General features: G+C 65.4%; 23 protein-coding genes. 5 read left to right on the top strand and 18 right to left on the bottom strand.

Features of this window, described 5'->3' with window-relative positions:
- Positions 1 to 2: 2 nt before the first annotated feature.
- The 7 genes from ACODTA_RS19805 to ACODTA_RS19775 form a co-directional block, all read right to left on the bottom strand.
- Positions 3 to 1139: a SufB/SufD family protein gene (locus ACODTA_RS19805; protein ID WP_489067795.1), complete on the bottom strand. Its 1137-nt coding sequence runs from the start codon at positions 1137 to 1139 to the stop codon at positions 3 to 5.
- Complete coding sequence (gene sufC, locus ACODTA_RS19800) at positions 1136 to 1879, bottom strand: Fe-S cluster assembly ATPase SufC (RefSeq protein ID WP_489067793.1); 744 nt, start codon at positions 1877 to 1879, stop codon at positions 1136 to 1138. The genes ACODTA_RS19805 and sufC overlap by 4 nt, the downstream gene beginning before the upstream one ends.
- A gap of 1 nt (position 1880) precedes the next feature.
- On the bottom strand, positions 1881 to 2183 hold the full coding sequence (locus ACODTA_RS19795; RefSeq protein ID WP_489067791.1) for a hypothetical protein: 303 nt from the start codon (positions 2181 to 2183) through the stop codon (positions 1881 to 1883).
- Positions 2180 to 3649: a Fe-S cluster assembly protein SufB gene (sufB, locus tag ACODTA_RS19790; RefSeq protein ID WP_489067789.1), complete on the bottom strand. Its 1470-nt coding sequence runs from the start codon at positions 3647 to 3649 to the stop codon at positions 2180 to 2182. The genes ACODTA_RS19795 and sufB overlap by 4 nt, the downstream gene beginning before the upstream one ends.
- Entirely contained in the window at positions 3649 to 4056 is a 408-nt protein-coding gene (locus tag ACODTA_RS19785) for an RrF2 family transcriptional regulator (RefSeq protein WP_489067787.1), read from the bottom strand. Before ACODTA_RS19785 ends, sufB begins: the two co-directional genes overlap by 1 nt.
- A 93-nt stretch (positions 4057 to 4149) precedes the next feature.
- Positions 4150 to 5025 (bottom strand): helix-turn-helix domain-containing protein, encoded by an 876-nt coding sequence (locus ACODTA_RS19780; protein WP_489067786.1) that lies wholly within the window; start codon positions 5023 to 5025, stop codon positions 4150 to 4152.
- Positions 5026 to 5278: 253 nt separating this feature from the next.
- Positions 5279 to 7108, bottom strand: coding sequence for a DUF885 domain-containing protein (locus ACODTA_RS19775; RefSeq protein ID WP_489067784.1), 1830 nt, complete (start codon positions 7106 to 7108; stop codon positions 5279 to 5281).
- Positions 7109 to 7206: 98 nt separating this feature from the next.
- On the opposite strand from ACODTA_RS19775, the gene ACODTA_RS19770 reads away from it, so the two are divergent.
- Positions 7207 to 8241 carry a quinone-dependent dihydroorotate dehydrogenase gene (locus tag ACODTA_RS19770; RefSeq protein WP_489067782.1) on the top strand — a complete coding sequence of 345 codons (1035 nt, stop codon included), beginning with the start codon at positions 7207 to 7209 and terminating at the stop codon, positions 8239 to 8241.
- 79 nt (positions 8242 to 8320) lie between these two features.
- Positions 8321 to 10114: an AMP-dependent synthetase/ligase gene (locus ACODTA_RS19765; protein ID WP_489067780.1), complete on the top strand. Its 1794-nt coding sequence runs from the start codon at positions 8321 to 8323 to the stop codon at positions 10112 to 10114.
- A 119-nt stretch (positions 10115 to 10233) separates the two neighbouring features.
- Here ACODTA_RS19765 and ACODTA_RS19760 read toward each other — a convergent pair whose 3' ends face one another.
- The 10 genes from ACODTA_RS19760 to ACODTA_RS19715 form a co-directional block, all read right to left on the bottom strand.
- Entirely contained in the window at positions 10234 to 10632 is a 399-nt protein-coding gene (locus ACODTA_RS19760) for a hypothetical protein (protein WP_489067778.1), read from the bottom strand.
- A gap of 5 nt (positions 10633 to 10637) precedes the next feature.
- A complete protein-coding gene (locus ACODTA_RS19755; protein ID WP_489067776.1) occupies positions 10638 to 11051 on the bottom strand; it encodes a hypothetical protein in 414 nt (137 codons plus the stop codon).
- Between the two features lie 46 nt (positions 11052 to 11097).
- Positions 11098 to 11826: a hydroxyacylglutathione hydrolase gene (gloB, locus tag ACODTA_RS19750; RefSeq protein ID WP_489067774.1), complete on the bottom strand. Its 729-nt coding sequence runs from the start codon at positions 11824 to 11826 to the stop codon at positions 11098 to 11100.
- Entirely contained in the window at positions 11820 to 12881 is a 1062-nt protein-coding gene (locus tag ACODTA_RS19745) for an NAD(P)H-dependent flavin oxidoreductase (protein ID WP_489067772.1), read from the bottom strand. Before ACODTA_RS19745 ends, gloB begins: the two co-directional genes overlap by 7 nt.
- Positions 12875 to 13270, bottom strand: a complete 396-nt coding sequence (locus ACODTA_RS19740; RefSeq protein ID WP_489067770.1) for a VOC family protein — start codon at positions 13268 to 13270, stop codon at positions 12875 to 12877. The genes ACODTA_RS19745 and ACODTA_RS19740 overlap by 7 nt, the downstream gene beginning before the upstream one ends.
- A 210-nt stretch (positions 13271 to 13480) precedes the next feature.
- Complete coding sequence (locus tag ACODTA_RS19735) at positions 13481 to 14257, bottom strand: tetratricopeptide repeat protein (RefSeq protein WP_489067768.1); 777 nt, start codon at positions 14255 to 14257, stop codon at positions 13481 to 13483.
- A complete protein-coding gene (locus ACODTA_RS19730; protein WP_489067766.1) occupies positions 14254 to 14991 on the bottom strand; it encodes an alpha/beta fold hydrolase in 738 nt (245 codons plus the stop codon). Before ACODTA_RS19730 ends, ACODTA_RS19735 begins: the two co-directional genes overlap by 4 nt.
- Positions 14992 to 15046: 55 nt before the next feature.
- Positions 15047 to 16120, bottom strand: coding sequence for a M48 family metallopeptidase (locus tag ACODTA_RS19725; RefSeq protein ID WP_489067764.1), 1074 nt, complete (start codon positions 16118 to 16120; stop codon positions 15047 to 15049).
- Position 16121: 1 nt separating this feature from the next.
- Positions 16122 to 17348, bottom strand: coding sequence for a YjgN family protein (locus ACODTA_RS19720; RefSeq protein ID WP_489067762.1), 1227 nt, complete (start codon positions 17346 to 17348; stop codon positions 16122 to 16124).
- A 78-nt stretch (positions 17349 to 17426) separates the two neighbouring features.
- Positions 17427 to 17681 carry a DUF6356 family protein gene (locus ACODTA_RS19715; protein ID WP_489067760.1) on the bottom strand — a complete coding sequence of 85 codons (255 nt, stop codon included), beginning with the start codon at positions 17679 to 17681 and terminating at the stop codon, positions 17427 to 17429.
- Positions 17682 to 17827: 146 nt separating this feature from the next.
- Between ACODTA_RS19715 and thrS the strand changes: the two genes are divergently transcribed.
- From thrS to ACODTA_RS19700, 3 genes are all read left to right on the top strand, one after another.
- Positions 17828 to 19828 (top strand): threonine--tRNA ligase, encoded by a 2001-nt coding sequence (thrS, locus tag ACODTA_RS19710; RefSeq protein WP_489067758.1) that lies wholly within the window; start codon positions 17828 to 17830, stop codon positions 19826 to 19828.
- A 164-nt stretch (positions 19829 to 19992) separates the two neighbouring features.
- Positions 19993 to 20532 (top strand): translation initiation factor IF-3, encoded by a 540-nt coding sequence (infC, locus tag ACODTA_RS19705; RefSeq protein ID WP_222991653.1) that lies wholly within the window; start codon positions 19993 to 19995, stop codon positions 20530 to 20532.
- Between the two features lie 266 nt (positions 20533 to 20798).
- Positions 20799 to 23513: a TonB-dependent receptor gene (locus ACODTA_RS19700; RefSeq protein WP_489067756.1), complete on the top strand. Its 2715-nt coding sequence runs from the start codon at positions 20799 to 20801 to the stop codon at positions 23511 to 23513.
- Positions 23514 to 23602: 89 nt separating this feature from the next.
- Here the strand turns inward: ACODTA_RS19700 and ACODTA_RS19695 are convergent, their stop codons facing one another.
- Positions 23603 to 26359 carry a [protein-PII] uridylyltransferase gene (locus ACODTA_RS19695; protein WP_489067754.1) on the bottom strand — a complete coding sequence of 919 codons (2757 nt, stop codon included), beginning with the start codon at positions 26357 to 26359 and terminating at the stop codon, positions 23603 to 23605.
- Positions 26360 to 26366 lie beyond the last annotated feature (7 nt).

Here is a 26366-nt window from a genome sequence, read left to right as displayed (position 1 = left end):
CGTCACGATACAGGCTCTCCCCTAGCCCCTTCCGCAAGCAGTGGGAGGGGGACTGATCCCGCACGCTCCAGCCACGCATCCGCATCCTTCACGAACGCCTCGCGAACCTTCTCCTCGCCGATCCGGTCGAGCGCATCGGCAACGAAGGCACGGGTCAACAGCGCTTCCGCCTGCTGGGGCGGAATGCCCCGGCTCTGCAGATAGAACAGCGCGTTGCGATCGAGTTCGCCGACGGTCGCGCCATGCGCGCATTTGACGTCATCGGCGAAGATCTCGAGTTCGGGCTTCAGATTGACCGTCGCGGTGCGCTTGAGCAGCAGGCCGCGCAGCGATTGTTCGCCATCGGTCTTCTGCGCACCGCGCGCCACCTCGACGCGTGCGGCGAGGCTCGCGGTCGCGCGATCGGCAGCGACCGCGCGCCAGGTCTGCCGGCTCGAACCGTTCTCGGCCGCATGGCGAAGAACGATCGCCGCTTCCTGGCGCTGATCGCCACGGCACAATAGGGTACCGCCCATTTCGGCGAAGGCGCTTTCGCCCGACAGGTCGAGCGCGGCATCGATGCGGCTGCCGGCCTCACCCGCGCCAAGCACGATCGTGACGAGGCTGGCCGCCTGCCCGATCTCGGCCTCGTCGCGCAGCGAGACGAACCCTTCCGTCTGCAACAGGCGGACCGAGCGCATCAGCCGCGCGCCCGACGCCAGATCGATATGCGTCAGCCGGTTGGACCAGCCGGTGCCTATGAACGTCTCGGCGATGCTGGCCTGCGCATTCTCCGCCAGTACGATCCGGCCGGGCAGATGATTGGCGCCGCCCGTCGCGACATGGACGATCTCGACCGGACCGGATGTCGCATGGTCCGCGCCCAGCGACAGCGTCCAGCCGGCGCCCATCGCGGCACGACCGAGCGGATGATCGGTCGCGGCATCGACCGGGCCGATCGCCACGCCCTGCGGATCGCTCGCCGCCGCATCGAACGCGCCGTCGACGAAAACCAGGCGGGGGCCACCAAGATCGAGGAAGAAGGCGGACGGATCGAGGGCCTCGGCTGCACCGCGCGGCGCGTCGGCGATCGCCTCCAGTCCCGACAGATCGGACCAGCGCCACGCCTCCTGGCGGACCGAGGGGAGCGTGAGATTCACGCCGCCAGCGCTCCATAGCCTTCGCGTTCGAGTTCGAGCGCGAGTTCCTTGCCGCCCGAGCGCACGATCCGGCCCGCGCTCAGCACATGGACGAGATCGGGCTGCACATAGTCGAGCAGGCGCTGATAATGGGTGATCAGCAGCACCGCCTTGTCGGGCGTGCGCATGATGCGATTGATTCCTTCGCCCACCACGCGCAGCGCATCGATGTCGAGGCCGCTATCGGTTTCGTCGAGAATGGCCAGCCTGGGATCGATGATCCCCATCTGCACCATCTCGTTGCGCTTCTTCTCGCCGCCCGAGAAACCGACATTCACCGGCCGCTTGAGCATCTCCATATCCATGCCCATCGCATCAGCTTGCGCGCGCGCGACCTTCAGGAATTCACCGCCCGACAACGGCGCCTCGCCACGGTTGCGCCGCTGGCTGTTGAGCGCCTCGCGCAGGAACTGAACATTGGACACGCCGGGGATCTCGACGGGATATTGGAAGCCCAGGAACAGGCCGGCGGCGGCGCGCTCGTGCGGCTCCATCTCGAGCAGGTCCTGCCCGTCGAAATCGACCGAGCCGCCCGTCACCTCATAGCCCGGCCGGCCGCCAAGCGTGTAGGCGAGCGTCGACTTGCCGGCACCGTTCGGCCCCATGATCGCATGGATCTCGCCCGGATTGATCGCGAGCGTCAGCCCCTTGAGGATCGACTTGCCGTCGACTTCGGCTTGGAGGTTCTCGATTCTGAGCATTTCAACCTTTTCCCGACCGCACGCGCGCGGCGAATTCTTCGAGTATCGCGGGCTTGCGCGCATCGATGCAGGTCCGCATCGCATCGGCGGCGACCTTGCCCTGCTTCGCGCATTTCGCGGCGGTCTTGCACAGTTGCGCATCGACCGCGGGGCTACCGCTCGATGCGCTGAGCCCGCATGCGAACTTGCCCTTGGCATCGCGGCTCAGGATCACCGACAGCGCCTGAAGCCGGCGGCCCATCACCACGATCTCGTCATCGGCGGGCGCCGCCTGCAGCAGCGCCGCCGCAAGCATCCAGATCACCCGACGCTCCCTTCGAGGCTGATGCCGAGCAGCTTCTGCGCCTCGACCGCGAATTCCATCGGCAGTTGCTGCAGCACTTCGCGCGCGAAGCCGTTGACGATCAGCGCTACAGCAGCTTCCTGATCCAGGCCGCGCTGCATCGCGTAGAACAGCTGATCGTCGCTGATCTTGCTGGTCGTCGCCTCGTGCTCGATCTGCGCGCTGGGATTACGCACCTCGATATAGGGCACGGTATGCGCGCCGCATTTGTCGCCGAGCAGCAGGCTGTCGCACTGGGTGAAGTTGCGCACGCCCTCCGCCGTCGGCCCGACGCGGACAAGCCCGCGATAGGTGTTGTTCGATCCGCCCGCGCTGATCCCCTTCGACACGATGGTCGAGCGGCTGTTCTTGCCGAGATGGATCATCTTGGTGCCGGTATCGGCCTGCTGACGGTTGTTGGTGACCGCGACCGAATAGAATTCGCCGACGCTGTTTTCGCCCGCGAGCACGCAGGACGGATATTTCCAGGTGACGGCGGAGCCGGTCTCGACCTGGGTCCAGCTCACCTTGGAGTTGCGGCCCTGGCAGAGCGCGCGCTTGGTCACGAAATTATAGATGCCGCCCTTGCCCTCGGCATCGCCGGGATACCAGTTCTGGACGGTCGAATATTTGATCTCGGCATCGTCGAGCGCGACCAGTTCGACCACGGCGGCGTGGAGCTGGTTCTCGTCGCGCATCGGCGCGGTGCAACCTTCGAGATACGAGACGTAGCTGCCCTTGTCGGCCACGATCAGCGTCCGCTCGAACTGGCCGGTATTCTCCGCGTTGATGCGGAAATAGGTGCTCAATTCCATCGGGCAGCGAACGCCTTCGGGAATGTAGACGAAGGTGCCGTCGGAAAAGACCGCGCAATTGAGCGCGGCGAAATAATTATCGTGCTGCGGCACGACCTTGCCCAGCCACTTCTTCACCAGATCGGGGAATTCGCGGATCGCCTCGGAGATCGAACGGAAGATGACGCCCGCTTCCTCCAGTTCCTTGCGGAAAGTGGTGGCGACCGAGACGCTGTCGAACACCGCGTCGACCGCGACCTTGCGCGCGCCCTCGACGCCGGCGAGCACTTTCTGCTCCTCGATCGGAATGCCCAGCTTGCGATAGGTCTCCAGGATCTCGGGATCGAGCTCGTCGAGCGATTTCAGCGACGGCTTCTTGCGCGGCTCCGCGTAATAATAAGCGTCCTGATAGTCGATCGGCGGAATCGAGAGCTTCGCCCAGTCGGGTGTTTCCATCGTCAGCCAGTGACGATAGGCCTTCAGCCGCCAATCGAGCATCCATTCGGGCTCGTTCTTCTTGGCCGAGATGAAGCGGACAGTGTCCTCGCTCAATCCCTTGGGCGCGAAATCCTGCTCGACGTCACTGGAGAAACCCCATTCATACTGGCTGAGCTTGTCAGCCGCGGCCTGGGCTTCGGCATTTCTGGTGGCCATCACGCGGCTCCCGACAGGCTGGCGAGGCTGACCCCGGCCAGCGCGCCGCGAACCGCGGCATTGGCGACATTCATATGCGGCTTCACATGGCACGCCGCCTCGCGGGCGCAGTCATGGCTGCCATGTTCGGTGCAGGCGGTCATCGCGATCGGCCCTTCGACCGCCTCGACCACATCGGCCAGGCTGATCGCGGCCGGCGGACGCGCTAGGCGAACGCCGCCGCCGGTGCCGCGGCTCGATTCGAGCAGCCCGGCCGACGACAGCCGGCTGACCAGCTTCTGCGCGGTGGGCAGCGGAATGCCGGTCTCCGCGCTCAGCGTGGTCGCGTTCATCTTCCGGCACCCGCAATTGCGCGCGGCCGCGGCCATCATCACGACGGCATAATCGGCAAGGCTCGACAGGCGCATTGTTGCGAATGACTCTCAATCGGATTGATTCGTTCCGATTGGGCATATGGCGGCGGACCGGGCGACAATCAACCCTTGCCCGCTCGGTTCGTCCTAGGTCTGGTAGATGATCGGATCCACCTGCCCGGCCAATTCGGCACGCTTGAGCGTCAGCCGCGCCAGAGTGGGCAGATCATCCTGGAAACGGCTGGGCGTCACGCCGGTGAACGCCTTGATCTCGCGGATGAAGTGCGACTGGTCGTAAAAGCCGCCGCCGATCAGGTCCGCCATCTCGGCCTCGCCACGGGCCAGCGTGATCGCCGCGCGCAGCGCGCGATATTTGCGCGCGAGCAGCTTGGGCGGCGCACCATAGAGCTTTTTGCACTGACGCTCGACATGACGGCGCGACACGCCAAGGCGCGTGACGAGATCGTCCACCTGCGGCGAGAGCGACGCCGCAAGCCATTCGTCGACTACGCGCGTGAAGGCCAGCGGCGCCTGATCGATCCGACGCGCCAGTTCCAGCGTCACGCGATTGCCGATCGCCACCTTCGCCTCCAGCGTCGGCGCGGCGCGCAGTTCCGCCATCACCTCTGCCAGCCCGGGGCCGAACAGATGAGTCGCGTCGACCGCGCGATTGACCAGGGTCGACGCCTCGATCCCCATCAAGGCGCCCCAACCGGCGGGCAGCAGTCCCGCGCCGAACACATGCACCGGCCCGGTGACGCGGATATGGGTGTTGCCCGTGGTCGGCCCGACGATCGCGATCGGGGGGGCAGCCTGTTCGTGACCATCGGCGAAACGATAGGCCCCCTCGCCCGCGAGCATGAAACGGAACTGCGCGAAATCCGCGCGCTCCTGATCCTCGAACAGTGGCAGATTCGCCCGAAAATCGTAGAAGACCGAGAGATAATCGCGCAGTTCGGGGCACGGGGCGGCATAATCGAGCGAGACCGGCGAAGGCGCGGCCTGGTCTGCAGTGTCGGTCATGGCGTCCCCAGTTTCGCCGACGCGGATGCGCCCGCATTCCCCGTCAAACGCACGAAACGGGTTTGCGGCCAAGGTCAAGGCGGATTTCGCACAAAAAAAGGCCCGGCCGGACAAGCCGGCCAGGCCCGATAAGTGAAAGAACTCCCGATCGGGAGCCCTTCGGGTCGCCCATTGGGTATAGGCGATCCAACACTTTCGGTATTGTACGGAATCGACAGGTGCGGCGGAAATGCGTGCCCCGCCAACGATCCGGTCAGGATTTCCCGTCAGCGATCCAGGCGTCCACGCGCGCCTCCAATATATCGAGCGGCACCGGCCCGCTCTTGAGCACGACATCGTGGAAACCCCGCACGTCGAAACGATCGCCAAGCGCCGCCTGGGCGCGATCGCGCAGTTCGCTGATCTTGAGCCTGCCGACCAGATAGGCGGTCGCCTGCCCGGGGAAGACGATATAGCGTTCGATCGCCTTGACGATGCCGCCCGGCGCGTCGGCTGAATTGTCCTCGACATATTTGATCGCCTGTTCGCGCGACCATTTCTTGTGATGGAGCCCCGAATCGACGACCAGCCTGATCGCGCGATGCAATTCGAGCTGGAGCCGCCCGAAATCGCGATAGGGATCGGTGTAGAGCCCCATGTCCTTGGCGAGCTTCTCGGCATAGAGCCCCCAGCCCTCTGTATAGGCGGTGACGCCGCCGAACTGGCGAAAGGGCGGCACGTCCTTCAATTCGGTCTGGATCGTGCGCTGGAGGTGATGGCCGGGAATGCCCTCATGATAGAACAGCGCCTCGACCTCGGTCAGCGGCATGTGCGCCATGTCGTACAGATTGGCGTAATAGGTACCCGGGCGTGAACCGTCGGGTGCTGGCGACTGGTAAAAGGCCTTGCCCGCCGATTTCTCGCGAAACGCCTCGACGCGCTTCACCACCATCGGCGCCTGAGGCAGCACGCCGAACCATTCCGGCAGCTTCGCCGTCACCCATTGCTTCGCCTTCTCGGTTTCCGCGAGATAGAGCGCGCGGCCCTCGTCGGTATTGGGCGCATAGAAGCGCGGATCCTCTCGCATGAACTTGAAAAAGGCCTGAAGATCGCCCTTGAAGCCGGTCTTCGCCATGATGCCGCGCATCTCACCGTGGATGCGCGCGACATTGTCGAGCCCGAGCTGGTGGATCTGGTCGGGCGCGAGCGCCGTCGTCGTATAATTCGACAGGCGTTCCGCATAATAAGCGGCACCGTCCTTGAAGCGCCAGATGCCGTCTTCGGCGGGCGCGCTCCCCTGCTGACGCTCCATCTCCGCAATCAGCCGACCATAAGCGGGTTTGACCGATTTGAGCAGGGCATCGGATGCGGCGGCGAGCAGCGCATCCTTCTCCGCCTGGGGCAGGTCGATCCGCGCGAGCTTGGCCTTGAAATCGGCATAGAGAGGGGCTTCGGTCGCGATCCGCGTGAACGGGAAACCCGTGATCGTGTTGCGCGCGTCGGAGATGACATAGGGATAGACCCATTTGGGCGGCGCATAACCGGCGGCCGCCCGTATCCGCGAATCGGCGATACGCTGGTCGATCGCCGCCCCCAGCGCGTTCAGCCGGCTGACATAGGCCTCGGCATGCGCCCTGGTGTCGATCCGGTGCATGTTGATCAGAAAGGCGGGCAACTGGCTCTGAGCGCCATTCATCTGATCGAAGACATAGCCATGGTCGCGAAAGCGCCAGGCATTGGCGCGCCGCTCCATCTGTTTTTCGAACAACAGATAGGACAGGCGATTCTCCGCCGACAGCGTCTTGGGGTCGAAACGCGCACGCATCGTCTTCAGCGCCGCCTGATCGGCGGCATAGGCACGCTCCTCCGCCGCCGGGCCCATATCGTCGAGCTTGCCGTAATCGCCGTCGCGGATGCCCCGCATCGTCTTGGTCATCGGCGAGCGCGCGAGCTGGTCGGCGTCATAGTCCCGGAAGAACTGCAACAGCGCCGCATCCTGGGCGCTCGACGCGGGCATCACGGGCGCCTGGGCGAAAACAGGCTGGACCGGCAATGCGGCAGCCAGGGCAAGCGCCGAAAGCGCGCTCAGCGAAGGACGGATCATCGAAATCTCTCCTGAACCAACTGTGTTGCGGCTTAGAGCAGGTCCGCCCGTGAAAGCGAAGCTTTGACCCGGTCGCGGTGCGCTGGCATAGGCGCGCCATGGGGCTCTATTCGATCGTCCGTCCGATGGTCTTCGCGCTCGACGCCGAGCGCGCCCATGGACTGACTCTTGCCGCATTGAAGCTGAAACCGAGCGCGCCGCCGCCATCGCCCGATCCCGTGCTGGCGACGCGCGTCGCGGGAATCGACTTCCCCAATCCGATCGGGCTGGCCGCAGGCTTCGACAAGAATGGCGAAGTGCCGGACGCGATGCTGGGTCTCGGCTTCGGCTTCGTCGAGATCGGCACGATCACGCCGCTGCCGCAGGGCGGCAATCCAAGGCCGCGCCTGTTTCGTCTCAAAGAAGACGAAGCGGTGATCAACCGCATGGGCTTCAACAATGGCGGGCAGACGGCGGCGCTCGAACGACTCAGCCGCCGGGCCGGACGGGGCGGGATCGTCGGCGTCAATATCGGCGCCAACAAGGACAGCGCGGACCGGATCGCCGACTATGTCCACGGCGTGCGCACCATGGTGCCCGTGGCCGATTATCTGACGGTCAACATCTCCTCCCCCAACACACCGGGGCTGCGCGCATTGCAGGATGCCGGCGCGCTGACCGCGCTGCTCGACGCGGTGATGGCCATGCGCGGCATGGACGGCCCGCCGCTGTTCCTGAAGGTCGCGCCCGATCTGGAGCCAGCCGATATCGACGATATCGCGCGCATCGCGATCGATGCACGGATCGATGGACTGATCGTCTCCAATACCACGATCGCCCGCCCGCCGTTGCGCAGCCAATATGCCGGCGAGACCGGTGGGCTTTCCGGCGCGCCGCTCAAGGACGTGGCGCTCCAGCGCATCCGCGATTTCCGAACCGCGACCGGCGCCGCGTTGCCGCTGATCGGAGCGGGCGGGATCGCGAGCGGCGAGGATGCCTATCGCCGGATCCGCGCGGGGGCGAGCCTGGTCCAGCTTTATTCGGCGCTGGTCTATCACGGCCCGGAGCTCGCGCGGCGGATCGCCAGCGAACTCAAGCTTCTGCTGGAGCGCGACGGCTATTCCAGGGTGATCGAGGCCGTGGGCGAACCATAAGCTTGCCGCTGCAACAAACCGCTCTACTATCGGCCTGAATCAAGCGACACGGGGGGCACCGTGCCTTGTGGGAGAGGCCATGCGCAGACTCGAACATTTTCCCAATCTCGTCACCATGTTCTTCACGCGCGCAGCGGAGAAGGGCGACGCGCCGTTCCTCTGGCACAAGGAGGGCGGACGCTGGGTTTCGCAAAGCTGGCGGCAGGTGGCGGAGCAGGTGGCGGCGCTCGCCGCCGGGCTGAAGCGCATCGGATTGCGGCCGGGCGAACATGTCATGCTCGTGTCCGAGAATCGGCCCGAATGGTGCATCGCCGATCTTGCCATCATGGCGGCCGGCTGCGTGACCGTGCCAACCTACATCACCAACACCGAGCGCGACCATCATCATATCCTGGAGGATAGTGAAGCGCGCGCGGTGATCGTCTCCACCGACAAGCTCGCCCGCGTGGTGATGCCCTCGGTGATCCGCTCGTCGCGCGTGCGCGCGGTGATCGGGATCGAGAAGATGCGGATCGGCCAGACCGGCGACACCGCCTTTCACGACTGGCGCGCGCTGATCGAGAGCGAGGCCCCCGACATCGCCGCGATCGCCAGCGCGGCCGAAAGCATCGGCCGCGACGACCTCGCCTGCATCATCTACACCAGCGGCACCGGCGGGGCCCCGCGCGGCGTGATGCAGCATCATGGCGCGATCCTGCACAATGTCGCCGGCTGCACCGCCGTCATCTCCGAGGATTTCGGCTGGGACGACGAGGTGTTCCTGTCGTTCCTGCCGCTCTCCCACGCCTATGAACATAGCGGCGGACAGTTCTTCCCGATCGGGCTGGGCGCCGAGATCTATTATTCGGAAGGGCTCGACAAGCTCGCCGCCAATATCGAGGAGGTCCGCCCGACGATCATGGTGGTCGTGCCGCGCCTGTTCGAAGTGCTGCGCCAGCGCATGGTGAAGACGATCGAGAAGCAGGGCACACTGCCCCAGGCGCTGCTCCGGCGCGCGCTGGGCATCGGGGCCAAGGAACTGAAGGGCGGGCTGCCCTTCTGGGACAGGCCGATGGACATGATCCTCGATCGCACGCTGCGCCCCAAGATCCAGGCGCGCTTCGGTGGGCGGATGAAGGCGCTCGTCTCGGGCGGCGCGCCGCTCAATCCCGATATCGGCGTGTTCTTCCACTCGCTCGGCCTCACCCTGCTGCAGGGCTATGGCCAGACCGAGGCGGCGCCGGTCATCTCGTGCAACCGGCCCAAGGCGGGAATCAAGATGGACACGGTCGGCCCGCCGCTGCCCGATACCGAGGTCGCCATCGCCGAGGATGGCGAGATCCTGGTGCGCGGCGAACTGGTGATGAAGGGCTATTGGCGCAACGAGGCCGAGACCGAACGCGCGCTCGTCGACGGCTGGCTCCATACCGGGGATATCGGCCATATCGATGCCAAGGGCCGGATCGTCATCACCGATCGCAAGAAGGATCTGATCGTCCTCGACAAGGGCGACAATGTCTCTCCGCAGAAGGTGGAGGGCATATTGACGCTCCAGCCGGAGATCGCCCAGGCGATGGTGGCGGGGGATCGCCGCCCCTATCTGGTCGGGCTGATCGTGCCCGATGCCGAATGGGCTCGCGAATTCGCAAAGACCCACGGCCTGCCGGGCGACATCGCGCTGCTGCGCGAGCATGAACCCTTCCGCGCCGCCGTCTCCGCTGCGGTCGATCGCGTCAACCGCGACCTTTCGACCACCGAGAAGGTGCGCCGCTTCGTCTTCGCCGACGAGGCCTTCTCGATCGAGAACAAGCAGATGACTCCGTCGCTCAAGATCCGCCGCCATGTATTGCGCGAGGTCTATGGTCCGAGGATGGACGCGCTCTACAAGGGCTGATGCACCGGCCTGTAAAGATCCGTTCGGGCTGAGCCTGTCGAAACCACGTCCTTCCCGGCTGGCGCTGAAGAAGAGCAGGGCTTCGACAGGCTCAGTCCAGACGGGCCTGTGATGGGGCGCTATTGCCCCTTTTCGTAAGGCGTGAAGCCACCCAGGCGGCAGCTTCCCATCGGCACGTTGAGCCCGCGATCGAGAATGTCGATCGCATCGCCTCGGCAGAGCTGGTTGCCCTGGAGCTGGAGCACGACGATCCGCTCCGGCCGCAATATGCCGCACATTTCGGGCAGATCGTTGCGCCAGACCCGCCGACTCATGTCACGATAGAGAATCGTGCGGCTGTCGATGATGCTTGGCCCGCTCAACCGCGCGACATCGACGCAATCGACGGTCGCGCCGGCCACGCGCCCGGCCAGCGCCTTGTCGAGCTTCGCCTGCGCGCGCGGGCTGCGTTCGCCATCGGGTACCGGGGCGGCGGCGAGCAAGGCCACGACGCCCGCGATCAGCAAAGGCAAGCGCATTCGGGTCACTTCCGATAAGGGATGAAATCGCCAAGCAAGCAGGTGCCGACGTCGAAACCGGCGGTCAGATCCACCACGCGCACGATGTCGCCACGGCACAATTGCGTGCTGGGCGTGCGCGTGATGAGGGTGCGGCCAGCGGCACTGGCCGGGCAACCACCCGCCGGATCGTTGCGATAGGCCAGGCGCGAACTGACTTCATAGATCAGCGTGCGATCGCCGATGGTCTTGGTCGAGCGGAGGTCACGCAGATTGACGCAACTCACCGGCTTGCCGGCGGTCTTGCCCTTCAGCGCATCCGCCAGTTCGGTTTCGGCCCTGGCGGCGCGCCGGGCGGCGGCGGCCTCCTCCGATGGCGAAGGCGTACCGGTGCAACCGGCCAGGACAGCAAGAGCAGCGAAGGGGATCAGAACACGCATCGAAATCTCCATCATGCGTTTCTATCTCCCTCAACCTATACGACAATCACCCGCGAAACGCATCCTTTTCCGCGCGGCGACGCGCCAGTTCCGAGACATTGGCGGCACGCATGAACGGATTGGTCGCACGTTCGAGAGCGATGGTGGTCGGCACGGTCGCCTCGCCGACGGCGCGCGCGGCATCCACTGCAGCCATGCGATCGCGCAGCGCCACATTGTCGGGCTCCGCGACCAACGCATAGCGCCCGTTGGATTGCGTATATTCGTGCGCGCAATAGATGCGCGTTTCGTCGGGCAGCGCAGCCAGCCGCCGCATGTTGCCGAACATCTGCTCCGCCGTCCCCTCGAACAGCCGCCCGCAACCCATGGCGAACAACGTGTCGCCGACGAACGCCAGCGCCTCGTCGGCGATGTGGTAGGCGATATGCCCGGCGGTGTGCGCCGGCACGTCCAGCACGTCGGCGGTGACACCGCCCAGCGCCACGCGATCCCCTTCGCTTACCAGCCGCTCAAGCGTGGGAATGCGTTCGGCTTCGGCGGCCGGACCGGTGATGGTGCAGCCGGTCGCCGCCTTGATCTCCGCATTGCCGCCGGTGTGATCGGGATGCCAGTGCGTGTTCCAGATCTGGGTGATGCGCCAGCCGCGCCGCTCCGCCTCCTCGAGCACGGGCTGCGCGACGGCGGGATCGACCACCATGGTTTCACCCGAGACGGGCTCATGGACCAGCCAGACATAATTGTCGCTGAGCACTGGAATACGGACGATCTCTAGCATGATCGCTCTCCCTTGATATGCGCGCGCGCTGCATCGGTCAGGCGGCGGGTCAACGCTTCGGCGGATTCGGGGCTGCCGAGCCGCGCCGACTGTCCGCTCCAGACCGTCGAGAAATCCGTCCGCCCCTGCGCTTCGGCGGCGACACGCAGACCGGCGAGGGCGGCGGAAGCATGGGGAAAAGGCGGCGCCGCCGGATTGACCGGACCCAGTTCCTCGACCAGCCGGTTGGGCAGGCCGCGCGCCAGACCGCCCGAGATCAGATTGGTGAACCGCGTCGCCTCCGCCGCCTCCCCCAGGAGCAGCGCGCGATGCGCCGGAGAGGCGAGGCTTTCGGGACAGTGGAGATAGGCGGTGCCAAGCTGCACCGCACGCGCGCCCAGCGCGAAGGCGGCGGCGACACCGCGCGCATCGGCGATCCCGCCGGCCGCGATCACGGGCAGGTCAACGGCATCGGAGATCTGCGGCAACAACGCGAACAACCCCATCTCGGTGCCGGCCGGCGCAGGCAGAAAGCGCGCGGTGTGTCCACCCGCCTCGAATCCCTGCGCGATGACGGCGTCGACGCCATGCGACGCCAGCCAGCGCGCTTCGGCCACGCTGGTCGCGGACGACAGGATGCGCGCGCCCGCCGCGGCGACGCGATCGAGCAAGGCCTGCGAAGGCAGGCCGAAATGGAAACTGACGATCTCGGGCGCGATCGCCTCGACCGCTTCGCACATCGCCTCGTCGAACGGCCGGCGCAGCGGCGGCGGGACCTCGGGTGGGCCGACGCCATATTCGGCGTAATAGGGCGCAAGCAATGCGCGCCATGCCGAATCGTCGCCCGGCGCTTCAAGGTGATGGCAGAAGAAATTGAGGTTAAGCGGCCCCCGCGCCTCGGCACGGACGGCAGCCGCCTGTTCGATCGCCTGTGGCGCGCTCAACAGCGCGCAGGGCAGCGAGCCGATCCCGCCGCCGCGAATCGCAGCCGCAGCCAGCGCAACGCCGCCAGCACCCGCCATCGGCGCCTGGATCAGCGGACGGGCGCCCAGCAGATCCGCGACCGGCTCTACCATTGTCCGGTATTGGGCATCGACGCCCAGGGCTCGGCAGGTTCGAGGCGGCCATCCTGAAGCAGTTCGATCGAGATGCCGTCGGGGGTGCGCACGAACGCCATATGGCCGTCGCGCGGCGGCCGGTTGATCGTCACGCCCGCGTCCATCAGCCGCTGGCAGGTCTCGTAGATATCGTCGACCCGATAGGCGAGGTGACCGAAATTCCGCCCGCCCGCATAAGGTTCGGGATCCCAGTTATGGGTCAGTTCGACCTGCGCGTCCTCGTCGCCCGGGGCGGCCATGAAGATCAGCGTGAAACGGCCCTGTTCGCTGTCCATCCGCCCGACTTCCCTGAGGCCCAGCAGCTCGAAAAAGCGGATGGTCTCGTCGGGATCGGTGACGCGGATCATGGTGTGGAGATATTTCACGGGAAAGGCCTGCCTCGATTGCCGCCCGGTCAGGGCCGGACCAGGACGATATAGGCGATCCCGCGATGCATTGCAGCCTCGCGTCCCGCGCCAGACTCGATCCGGTTCAGATTGAACCGGATCGAGTCTGAATATCCTTTGTTGACCGTGGTTCCCGAGCCGGCAGGTGTTGCCACCTGCCTCGGAACCACTTTATTGCGGCGTCGGCTTCGCCGGTTGCGGTGCTGCCTTCGCCATATCGGCCTCCAGCGCGGCGAGCGCCGCCGCCGCCGCCTTGCCGGCATCGCTGTCCGGCCGATTGCGCACCGCCTCTTGCCACGCCACCTTCGCGGCCTCCGGCGCGCCGGAGAGAATCGCGATGTTGCCCGCCTCCAGCGCGATCGACGGATCGTCGGGCGACAGCTTCGCGGCCTCCGCAATATCGGTCTGCGCACGCGCCAGATCGTTGGTCCGCCGCGCGAGCGTCGCCGAGAGCAGCCAGGCCAGCGGATCGGCGGCCACCAGTTTCAGCGCCGCGTTCAGATCGGCACGCGCGCCCGGATTGTCGCCGAGCGCGACACGCGCCCTGGCACGATCGAGATGCGCCTCACCCAGTTGCTCGCCCTCAAGCGTGCCGTGCGCAAGCGCCGCATCGAAAGCGCCGCGCGCCTGTTCCGGCTGCTTCGCCGCCAGCCGCGCATTGCCCGCTTGCACCCAGAGATTGGCGGCACGCGCGTCGCGCGCCATCTCCGCATCGCGCGCCGCCTGTTCGAACGCGACCGCCGCCGGCGCGAAGCGCTGCTGCGCGGCATAGGCGAGCGCAAGGCAATGCCGCGCCGGCACGCCGCCGCCAGCGATCCGCCACTGATCCGCACTGGCGATCGCCTTGTCCGGATCCTCGGCGATCAAAGCGACACAGGCGTCGAAACGCGCTTCGGCACCGGCCGGAGCGGCCGTCTGGGCGGCGAGCATCAGAAGGATCGGGGTCATCCGGTCTCCGGCAGGCTGGCGACGGTCGCGCGGAGCAGGGCGATATCCTGCTGACGCGACAGGCGATGGTCGCCGTCCTTGACCAGCGCCACCTGCACATCCGCTGAACGAAGCCGTTCGGCAAGGCGGAGTGAAACGCTCCATGGCACATCCGGATCGGCCTGGCCGTGGAGCAGCCGCACCGGACAGTCGATCGCGATCGGCGCATCGAGCATCAGGCTGACCTGCCCCGCCTCGAAGAAGCCACGCGTCGTCACATAGGGTGAATCGGCATAGTCGCTCGGCTCCTCGATCCGGCCACGCTCGACGATCTCGATCTTCTGCGCGTCGGTGAAGCCCCATTGGGTGAAGTCGGGCGCGGCGGCGATGCCGACCAGGCCGGCGAGACGATCCGGCCGCGCGAGCGCGACGAGCAGCATCAGCCAGCCCCCCATCGACGATCCGACCAGCAGCAGCGGCCCTTCGGTCAACGCGTCGATCAGGTGCAGCACGTCATCGCGCCACGACAGCAAGGTGCCGTCTTCGAACGCCCCCTCGCTGGCGCCGCAGCCGGCATAATCGAGCCGCAGCATCGCACGCCCCGTTTCGGCGGCCCAGGCGTCAAGCGCGAGCGCCTTGGACCCTTCCATGTCAGACATATAGCCGGGCAGGAAAACGACGGTGGGTCCGTTACCGGGGCGATGCGCGTAAGCGAGACGAAGCCCGTCGGGTCGGGCGAGGAAATCTGGCGACATGGACTGTTCCTAACCCATCATCCGTGAAAGCGGCACCCGCTTTTCGGCTGGCCTGTCACCCGGGAAACCAGCCTTCCTCAGCCTCGGGATCGTTCTTGCAGATATCGGACAGCGCCCGCCATTGCGCGGCGTCGAGCGCGGGGCGATAGTGCGTCGACGCGGTCACGCCCGCCTTGAACTTGCGTTCGCGCGACTCCGACAGCGGATGGCTGGACATATAACCGAGCGCGGCGCGCGCCGGACCGAGCTTCGCTTCGTCGCGCGCGAGCCGGGCGAAGAAGCCGGCCGTCGCGGCGGGGGAAATGCCCGCGCGCGACAGGGCGGAGATCGCATAATTGTCGGCGTTCGCCTCCGCCTCGCGCGAATAGGTGGCGGACAGCAGCGCGTTGAACGTGCCGCCGACATCGCCGCTGAAACCGCCGAGCAGGACGCTGAGCCCCATCTGCCGCAACAGCGCGGCGATCACGTCGCGATTGCGGACATGGCCGATCTCATGCCCCAGCACACCCGCCACCTCGTCGGGTGATTTCGCGTCGGACAGGAGTTCGCGGAAGATCACCACCTTGCCGCCGGGCAAGGCCACCGCATTGACCATCTTGATATTGGCGACGCGCACCTCGATCGGATCGCCGCCATGATCGAGCTGGCGGGCGAGCGCGTCGAGCGCCTGCTGACCGCCGGCCCCCTTGCAGAAACGCCCGCCGAAATCGCCGACCATGGCGTCGCCCAGCCGCTTCTCCCAGCTCGACGGCACATAGGGGGCGAGCCAGCCCGGCGCGGTGACGCCGATGAAGACGACGAAACCGGCGATGACCGCCAGCACCGCCGATGCACGGACAAGACCGAATCGGTCGATCAGCCGGCCATAACGTTCCGGATGCGGCAGCAGTGTATCGATTTCCGCCGGCATGTCCCCGGCAAAGCCGATCCGCCAGCCAGGATACGACTTGAGGCCATAGACGCGCTCATTCGCGCCGCCGGCTTGTGCGACAAGCGCTTCCCAGCCGAAAGGGCCCGACTCTGCCTCATCCTCGATCAGGCGGAATCCGGCGGCGTCCGGCACCAGCAGGGGATGGCGACGGCGTGCGGTGACGCCGTCATAATGCCAGACCGGAACGCCGTCGTTCACCTCAGATCGCACCCACGTCGAAAGCGTCGAGCAGCCCTTCGCCCTGCGTGGGCGTGCGGGTGGTCGACTGCGTCAATATGTCCGCATCGATCTCGCCATAGGCTTCGAGCCAGGTCACGCCAAACCGCCAGGTGCGATAGCGGATGAATGGGCCGACGAGCGCAAAAGGAATCACCAGCACGATAAGCGTGACGACGAAACCAAGACTGTTTTCCGAAAAAGGCGTTTCGCCCGGCTGCAGGTTCGTGAAATTCGCGAACAGGCCCAACGCCATGAGCGGGATGATCGCGACCGCCACCGCCAGCAGCCACAGCCCGAAATTGCCCAGGAATAACAACAGCCAGTGCTTGGTCCGCGCCGTGAACGCGAATTCGATCGTGCCGAGACGCAGCGCGCCGACCGCTTCGCGCATAAAGGCCGCGTAATAGACCAGCGCGGCCAGCGGTATCAGCACGTAGAAGGCGAGGACGAGCGCGAAGATGGCGATCATGAGGCCCGGCCCCGGCGGTTCGCCGCTGCCCGCCGCGATCATGATGACCGGGATCATCGCGAACATCAGCCCGACCGCCATCACCCAGGGCAAGGCCCAGCAGATCAGGTAGCGCAGGAAAAGATTGCCCCAGCGCGCATTCGATTCGAACGCCTGTGCACCGAAGCTCATCGCGTTCCAGCGTTCGTTCCACAGGCTGGCCATCGCCCAGGGCACCATGAGCGCGAGTGCGAGATAGCTGACCACCGTTTTCCAGAGGAAGGACCAGCCGTAGCGCCAGCCCTGATCGTCGCTGCCGCCGCGAATGCCCCGCCACCAGCTTCGACTCAGGCGATAGCGCAGCGCCCTGAAGCGGGCGATTCCGAACAGATAGAAGAAGAAGACATAGAGGAGGAAGAACAGGAAGCCGACCGCCACGAAATGCCCGCGCAGGATCATGCCCTGCGCGACGAACTGCAGCACGAACAGCGGCACGAAGACCAGCAGCACGACCAGGACGAAACCGATGAACAGTTCCAGCCCGGTGCCCGTCCATTCGAAACGATCGTCGATGAAGCGCGTGCGGCTCCACAAATAGCGGCGTTCGCGCGTCGTCGCCCAGAAGCGGTAGATGCCGAGCGTGACGATCGTCAGCAGCAGGTTCGTGATCGCGATCGGCGCGAATTCGCGCCAGGATCCGTCGAAGGCGAATGCGCTTTCGCCAGCACCTTGATCATGCGTTGCGGCGTGATCGTCCATTGCGGCTCCCCCAGTGATGCCCTGCCGGCAGCAGGCATCAAATCCCCTGCCGCGTCAACGGATTGGCTCGTAAACGGATCAGATTACCCATTCGATGGAGGCCATTTCGATATTGGCCTCACGCTTTGCGGCGCGCTTGGCGACCATGAGTTCGTAAAGCCGCCGGACCGCGCCACTACCCGTGGTCTGGAAGATACCGGGCACGATCGCGTGGATGATGCAGGCGATTCCGCCGACGATCATCGCGACACCGAAGCCAAAGGCGGCGCGGAAATGCTCGCCATAGCTTTCGCCGAGGTCGGCGGGATGGGCGCGGAACAGCTTGTGGAACACGGGAAAGCCCCTTCATTTGGCGAGCGAGACCACCATCTACCAGCCTCGCGCCGCTTTCTCCAAGCCACCCTTGGCATCGCGCGCCGCCAAAGGCATAAGCCGCGCGCGCAATTCCGCGTATCCAAGCAAAAGGCAAACCCATCCCCATGTCCGAGATGTTCCAGATCACGCTGCCCGACGGATCCGTCCGAGAGGTTGCGCCGGGGACTACCCCCGCGGACATCGCCGCGGCGATCGGGCCGGGATTGGCCAAGGCGGCGATCGCCGCGCGCGTCGATGGCGAACTGCGCGACATCATGCGCCCGCTGGAAGGCGACGCGCAGCTCGCGCTGGTGACGGCGCGCGACGAAGCCGACGCGCTCGAACTGGCACGTCACGATTTCGCGCACATCCTGGCCGAAGCGGTGCAGCAGCTTTTCCCCGGCACGCAGATCACCTTCGGACCGTCGACCGACGACGGTTTCTATTACGACTTCGCGCCCAAGGATCGCCCCTTCACCGACGAGGATCTGCCCGCGATCGAAGCAGCGATGCGCGCGATCATCGCCGCCGACAAACCGCTGAAGCGCGAGGAATGGAGCCGCAGCGACCTGATCGCGCGCTGGACCGAACAGGGTGAGACCTTCAAGGCCGAATGGGCGGCCGAACTGCCCGACGACGAGGCGCTGACGGTCTATTGGTCGGGCGGCGACTGGTTGGACATGTGCCGCGGCCCACATCTCGCCTCCACCGGGAAGCTCGATCCGCAGGCGTTCAAGCTGACGCGCGTTTCGGGCGCCTATTGGCGCGGCGACCAGAAGAACGCGATGCTCAGCCGCATCTACGGCACCGGCTGGCTCAACAAGAAGCAGCTCGACGCGCATCTGACGCGGCTGGAGGAAGCCGCCAAGCGCGACCATCGCAAGATCGGTCAGGAAATGGACCTGTTCCATCTCCAGTCCGAAGCGCAGGGCTCGGTGTTCTGGCACCCCAGGGGCTTCATCCTGTGGCGCCAGCTCGAAGCCTATATGCGCCGCCGCCTCGACGCGGCGGGCTATGTCGAGGTGAAGACGCCGCAGTTGATGGACGCCCGGCAATGGGAGCGTTCGGGCCATTGGGGCAAGTATCGCGAGAACATGTTCGTGGTGCCCGACGAGATTCCGTCGACCGAGGACGATGCGCCGGTGCTGTCGGGCAAGGGCGACCTGATGGCGCTCAAGCCGATGAACTGCCCCGCGCACGTGCTGGTCTTCAAACAGGGCATCACCAGCTATCGTGAACTGCCGATCCGCATGGCCGAATTCGGCTGCTGCCATCGTAACGAACCGCATGGCGCGCTGCACGGCATCATGCGCGTGCGCCAGTTCACGCAGGACGACGCGCACATCTTCTGTCGCGAAGACCAGTTGATCGAGGAGATCGTGGCGTTCTGCGACCTGCTCGACAGCGTCTATGCCGATCTCGGCTTCGAGAAATACGCGATCAAGCTGGCGCTGCGGCCCGATCAGCGCTTCGGCAGCGACGCCGAATGGGATCGGGCGGAACAGATCCTTCGTGACGCGGTGGCGGCGGCGGGGCGCGCCAATGACGAATATGGCTGGGAAGAACTGCCCGGCGAAGGCGCCTTCTACGCGCCGAAGCTGGAATTCCACCTGACCGACGCGATCGGGCGCACCTGGCAGGTGGGCACGATCCAGGCCGATACCGTGCTGCCTGAGCGCCTCGACGCCGCCTATGTCGCCGAGGACGGCGAAAAGCATCGGCCGGTGATGCTCCACCGCGCGATCCTGGGCACATTCGAGCGCTTCATCGGCATATTGATCGAGCATCATGCCGGGCGCTTCCCGCTCTGGCTGGCGCCGGTGCAGGCGGTGGCGGCGACGATCGTGTCCGACGCCAACGACTATGCCGCGACCGTCCTGGAGGCGCTGCGCGCCGCCGGGCTGCGCGCCGAGACCGATGTGCGCAACGAGAAGATCAACTACAAGGTGCGCGAGCATTCGCTCGCCAAGGTCCCGCACCTGCTGGTGATCGGCAAGCGCGAAGCGGAGGAAGGCACTGTCGCCATCCGCACGCTGGGCCAGGAAGGGCAGCGCGTGATGCCGCTGGCCGATGCCGTCGCGATGCTGCTGGCCGAGGCGACACCGCCCGATTTGCGGCGTAGCTGAACGAAGCGCAAAGCTCGGCGCCAGCCGCATCAGGTGACGCTTAATCGCAACGGTGCGGCGGAAATATGCTTTCCGTCGCACCGTTGCCCTTTTCTCGGACGCGGTGAATCGCTAAATGGCGCGCTCACGATCCCGATTCAGGAGACACTGCTATACGTCCGCCCATGACCCGGCGCCCTCTCGGCGCCCCGCCGGTGCCCATGAATGGCCCGCGCTACAATGAATTCATCTCGTCGCCCAAGGTCCGCGTGATCGATGAAAACGGCGAGAATCTGGGCGTGATGTATACAAGGGAAGCGATGGAGCAGGCCCAGGAGGCCGGGCTCGACCTGGTCGAGGTTTCCCCCAACGCCGATCCGCCGGTCGCCAAGTTCCTCGACGTCGGCAAGTTCAAGTACGAGGCGCAGAAAAAGGCGAACCTCGCGCGCAAGTCGCAGAAGACGCAGGAGATCAAGGAGATCAAGATGCGTCCGAACATCGACGACCATGATTACGACGTGAAGATGAAGAAGATTCACGCGTTCATCGGCGAGGGCGACAAGGTAAAGGTGACGCTGCGCTTCCGGGGCCGCGAACTCAGCCACGGTCAGCTCGGCATGGCGTTGCTCCAGCGCGTTCAGGAAGACACGGCCGAGGATGCCAAGGTCGAAGCCTATCCGCGCATGGAAGGCCGCCAGATGCTGATGGTGCTTGCCCCCAAATAAGCAGGGCGGGTTGCCGGTGAATGCCACCGGATTTCACCTTTGAACGCTTGAAAGGCGCGCGACTTCGGTCTGCGCGCCTTTTTGGCGTTCTTGCCGCACCGCAGCGCCCGCCGCTTTCCGTAGCGTCAAATGATACACTGTGGCAAAAAGGCCGCTAACCCAAGGAAAACTGCCATTCCCGGCACGCTGCCCGCTGGCGAGCTTCGGACGACCGCGTTAGCTTCACGGACAAATAGACAAGAAAACGACAATCGAGAGGAGCCTATATGTCCAAGTCCTTCTGGCTTGTTTCCGTTGCCTGTTTCGCTCTCGCGACCCCCGCCATCGCGCAGGACGCCGCTCCCGCACAGGCCACGGAAGATACGGCGACCAGCGACAACGACATCATCGTGACCGCACAAGGCCGCGCGCAGCAGCTTCAGGACGTGCCGCTCGCCATCTCTGCGGTTTCCGCCGAAACGATGCAGAATTCGGGTGCCAACGACATCCGCCAGCTCAACCAGGTCGCGCCGTCGCTGCTGGTGTCGTCGACCGGATCGGAAGCCAATGGCTCCGTACGCATCCGTGGCGTCGGCACCGTCGGCGACAATCCCGGCCTGGAAAGCTCGGTGGCGGTGTTCATCGACGGCGTCTACCGCTCACGCTCCGGCATCGGCCTCAACGAACTGGGCGAGGTTGAACGTGTCGAAGTCCTGCGCGGCCCGCAGGGTACGTTGTTCGGCCGCAACGCATCCGCCGGCCTGCTCAACATCGTCAGCAAGAAGCCCGCTTTCGAATTCGGCGCGACCGCCGAAGCCACTTATGGCAATTACGATTTCTGGCGGGTTGGCGGCAGTGTCACCGGCCCGATCGGCGAGACTCTGGCCGCGCGCGTGGACGGCGTGTGGGTCAAGCGCGACGGATTCTACAAGGACGTCACAAACGGTAACCGGATCAACGATCGCGACCGCTATTTCCTGCGCGGACAATTGCTGTTCGAACCGACCAGCGACCTCAGCTTCCGCCTGATCGGCGATTATACGAAGCGCGACGAGAGCTGCTGCGCCGCGGTCTATCTGCGCGCGGCGGACAATCCGCTGGTGGGCGGCTTGCTGGACCCCGCCCAGAACCCCATCGTCCGCGTGCTGACCGCGATGGGCCAGAATCCGGCATCGTTCACGATCAATCCCTATGAACGCGACGTCTATGTCTCACCGGGCCGTTCCTATGTCGGCAAGACCAAGGACATGGGCATTTCGGGCGAGCTCAACTGGAATTTCGGCAATGCCCGCCTGACGTCGATCACCGCCTATCGCGACTATAGCTCAAACCAGGGCTCGGACACCGACTACAGCCAGATCGACATCCTGTTCCGCGCGCCCGGCAAATCCGCCTATCAGCGCGATTTCCAGACCTTCAGCCAGGAACTCCGCCTGCAGGGCACGGCGTTCGACGACAAGCTCGACTGGCTGGTCGGCGGCTATTACGCCAATGAGAAGCTGAAGGTGACCGACAATCTGAAGTTCGGCCGCGATTATGGCCGCTTCGCCACCTGCCGCATCGTTTCGGGCAGCACACTCGCCGCCTTCTTCGACGCATCGCAGAGCGGCTGTCTCAGCGCCGCCGGCCGCGCCGGGCTGATCGCGACCAACGCGTTCGGCGCGGCCACCCCGCTTGTGCTGGGTGCGTTCGACCGGCTCGACGGCATCCGCAGCGTCGGCGACGACAACGCGGTCTATCGCCAGAAGAGCGAGAATTTCGCGATCTTCACGCACAATATCGTGCACATCACCGATACGATCGATTTCACCGCCGGCCTGCGCTGGACGACCGAAACCAAGAATTTCCGGGCCAATTTCAACAATAACAACACCGCCTGCCTTGTTCAGAAGCAGCAGCTCGGCTCGCTGCTCGCGGTGCCGGCGCTGGCGGCCACGGCAGGCGCGATCATCGGCCTGTCGTGCCAGGGCAATTCGAGCTCCGAGCTCAACGGCTACAATCTGTCGGACCGGATGAAGGACGACGAATTCACCGGTACGGCGGTGCTCTCGTACAAGCCCAACAGCGACATGCTGTTCTACGCCAGCTATTCGAAGGGCTATAAAGCGGGCGGCTTCAACCTCGATCGTTCGGCGCTGACCACCTCGACGATCTTCCCGTTCGCCAGCGCGTCGTCGGGCTTCAACGTCGCCAATCTGCGCTTCGACGCCGAGAAGGTCGATGCGTATGAGATCGGCACCAAGCTGTCGTTCCGCAACTTCACCTTCAACCTTTCGGCGTTCCGCCAGGACTTCTCGAACTTCCAGCTCAACACGTTCAACGGCACGGTCTTCCTGGTGCAGAACATCAATGGCTGTTCGAACCTGGTGGGCGGCAGCGCCGCGGATGAGGATCTCTCGCTCGCCACCGGCACCTGCGCACCGGGTGACGTCACCTATGGCGTGCGCTCGCAGGGTGTCGAACTCGAAGCGTCGATGACGCCGGCGCCCTATGTCCGCGTCAACGCCGGCCTCACCTGGGCACGCACCAAATATCGCGGCGACCTGGTCGGGCGCGACACCGGCGCGGCGCTCGATCCGGCGCTCCGCGTACTGCCGGGCAACCTGATGTCCAACGCGCCCGAGATCGTGACCACCGGCTCCTTCACCTGGACCCCGCCGATCGGCGACTCCGGCCTGTCAGGCCTGTTCTATGTCGATGCGCGCATGATGGGCGACTACAACACCGGATCGGATCTGTTCCCGCAAAAGGCACAGGACGGCTTCGCGCTGGTCAATGCCCGTATCGGCCTGCGCGGTCGCGACGAGAAATGGGCGGTCGAGCTCTGGGCGCAGAACCTGTTCGACAAGGGCTATACGCAGGTTGCGTTCAACTCGCCCTTCCAGGCCGGCGTGACAAGCGCGCCCTTCGTCGATCCGCAATATCCCGGTGGCCGTCAGATCTTCTCGGCCTATCTCGCCGAACCCCGCACCTATGGCGTCACGCTGCGCGGCAAGTTCTGACATGCCCGGCGAAGCGGTCGTTCGGCCGCTTCGCACCTCGCATCTGGGGGAGAAGGTCCGTTCCAGGAAACCGGGGCGGACCTTTCTTTTCAGGCCGCTTCGGCGGCGTCCTCACCCGCGGCCGCGTCGAGCAACCGGCGCTCCAGCGCCTTCAGCCGCTGCGCACCCTCCACCTTGTCGCCGATCAGATCGGTTATGTAGAAGGTGTCGACCGCGCGCTCGCCATAGGTGGCGATATGCGCCGAGTGAATCGTCACTTTCGACTGGAACAGCGCATAGGCGAGCGCATGGAGCAGAGCGGGCCGATCACGCGCGTTGATCTCCACCACCGTATAGCGGTTCGACGCCTTGTTATCGATCAGCACCGCGGGCTGGATCGTGAAGGCTTCCGCCCGGGTGCGGGCGAGCGGACGTTGGGCTAGCCGCTCGTTGAGCTTGTGGCGATTGGCGAGCGCATCCTCGATCGCGCGTTCGAGCCGCTTCAGCCGCTCGGGTTCGTCGAGCATGCGACCGAACGGATCCTGGACCAGGAAATTGTCGAGCGCCATGCCATCGCGCGTCGTGTGGATGCGCGCGTCGATGATGCTGCCGCCCGCCAGGTGAATGGCGCCCGCGACCCGATAGAAGAGCCCGGGATGGTCGCTGGCATAGACGGTGACGAGCGTCGCGCCGCGATCGGGATAGACCTGCGCCGAGATCGAGAGCGGCTGGTCTCCGGCCGCCGCCACATGCCGGGCATTGCGCTCGAGCACATCGAGCGGTTCGGCGATCCAATAGGATGCCGGCAGGCGGCGCGCCGCCGCCTTGATCGTCGCCTCGTCCCAGCCCATCGCGGTTGCCAGGGCCTGTTGCTTGGCGGCGATCCGCTCCTCCCGGCCCTTCTGCTTGTGGCCCAGGCGCAGCACTTCCTCCGCCGCCTCGAACAGACCGGTGAGCAACTGGCGTTTCCAGTCGTTCCAGACTCCGGGGCCGACCGCGCGGATATCGACGACGGTCAGGATCAGCAGCAATCTCAGCCGTTCGGGGCTCTGTACCGCCTCGGCGAAATCGAGAATCGTCTTGAAGTCGGCGAGATCGCGCTTGAACGCGGTCGCCGACATCAACAGGTGATAGCGCACCAGCCATGCAACGGTCTCGGTCTCGGCCGGCGACAGGCCGAAGCGCGGACACAGCTTCGTCGCGACTTCGGCGCCGAGCACACTGTGATCGCCGCCACGGCCCTTGGCGATGTCGTGCAGCAGCACCGAGACATAGAGCACGCGGCGCGACACGAGTTGGCGCGCGATCGTCGTCGACAGCGGATGATCGTTGTTGAGGTCACCCTTCTCGATCTGCGCGAGCAGGCCGATCGCGCGGATCGAATGTTCGTCCACCGTATAATGATGGTACATGTCGAACTGCATCTGCGCGACGACGCGGCCAAAATCGGGCACGAAGCGGCCGAAGACCGTCGCCTCGTTCATCCAGCGCAACACCGTTTCGGGATCGCGCGGCGAAGTGAGCACGTCGATGAAGAGTGCGTTGGCGCGCGGATCATTGCGGATGCCGGCGTCGATCAACCGCGCGTCGCGCGCCGCCGCGCGCATCGCGAGCGGATGGATTTCCAGGCCATGTTTGTCGGCCAGCGCGAAGATCTCGATCAGGCGGACCGGATCCTGCTGGAAGAAGCCGTCGTCAGGCAACGCCAGCCGGCCGCGATCGAGCACGAAGCCGGCCAGCTTGCGCGGAGTGCGGCGCAGCGCGGGCAGCCCCATGAACCGCCGGCCACGTGCGGCGAAGCTGTCGTCGAGATGCGCGAGGAACAGCCCGGTCAGATCCCCCACCTGCTTCGCGGTGAGGAAATAATGCTGCATGAAACGCTCGACGGCGGAGCGCCCCGGCCGGTCGGCATAGCGCATGCGCAACGCGATCTCGCGCTGGAAATCGAAGGTCAGCCTCTCTTCCGCACGCCCTGCGATCATGTGCAGATGGCAGCGCACCGCCCACAGGAAATTCTCGGCCTTCTGGAACCGGCGCAGTTCGTCTCGGGTCAGCAGCCCCTTGTCGACCAGTTCGGCGACGGTCGGCACGCGGTGCACATATTTGCCGATCCAGAACAGGGTGTGGAGGTCGCGCAGCCCACCCTTGCCTTCCTTGATATTGGGCTCGACGACGTAGCGGCTGTCGCCCATGCGCTTGTGGCGCACATCGCGCTCCGCCAGCTTGTCGGCGATGAAGGCGCGCCCGGTGCCCGCCATCACCTCACGATCGAACCGCGCCCAGGCCTCGTCGTACAACGCCTGATCGCCCCAGACATAACGTGATTCGAGCAGGCCGGTACGGATGGTGAGATCGCTTTTCGCCATGCGCACCATCTCGTCGAGCGAGCGGCTGGAATGGCCGACCTTCATGCCCAGGTCCCAGAGCGAATAGAGCATCGATTCGATGACCTGTTCGGTCCAGCCCGTCTGCTTCCACGGTGTCAGGAATGCGATGTCGACGTCCGAATAGGGCGCCATCTCGCCCCGGCCGTAGCCGCCGACCGCGAGCAGAGCCAGGCGCTCCGACGCCGTCGGATTGTTGATCGGATAAAGCCGCTGCGTCGTGAAATCGAAGATCAGCCGCAGGATCTGGTCGGTCAGGAACGCCTGCGCCGATGCCGCGTCGGTCCCGCGCGAGGGGTTCTCGGCCAGCCGCCGCGCGATCTCCGCGCGGCCGGCATCGAGCGCCTCGCGCAGCAGCGCCACCATCGCCGGACGTTGCTTCGCCGCCCCGCCGGTCTCGGGCAATGCCGCAAGCGCATCGGACAGGGCACGCCGATCGACGATGCGGCGGCGATTGGAAAGACTGTCGAAGCGCGCGGGCATGGGCTTC

It is taken from the genome of Sphingomonas sp. FG14 (assembly GCF_057809675.1).
The sequence above is the reverse complement of the archived record's forward strand: the minus strand, read 5'-3'. Positions and strand labels throughout refer to the sequence as shown.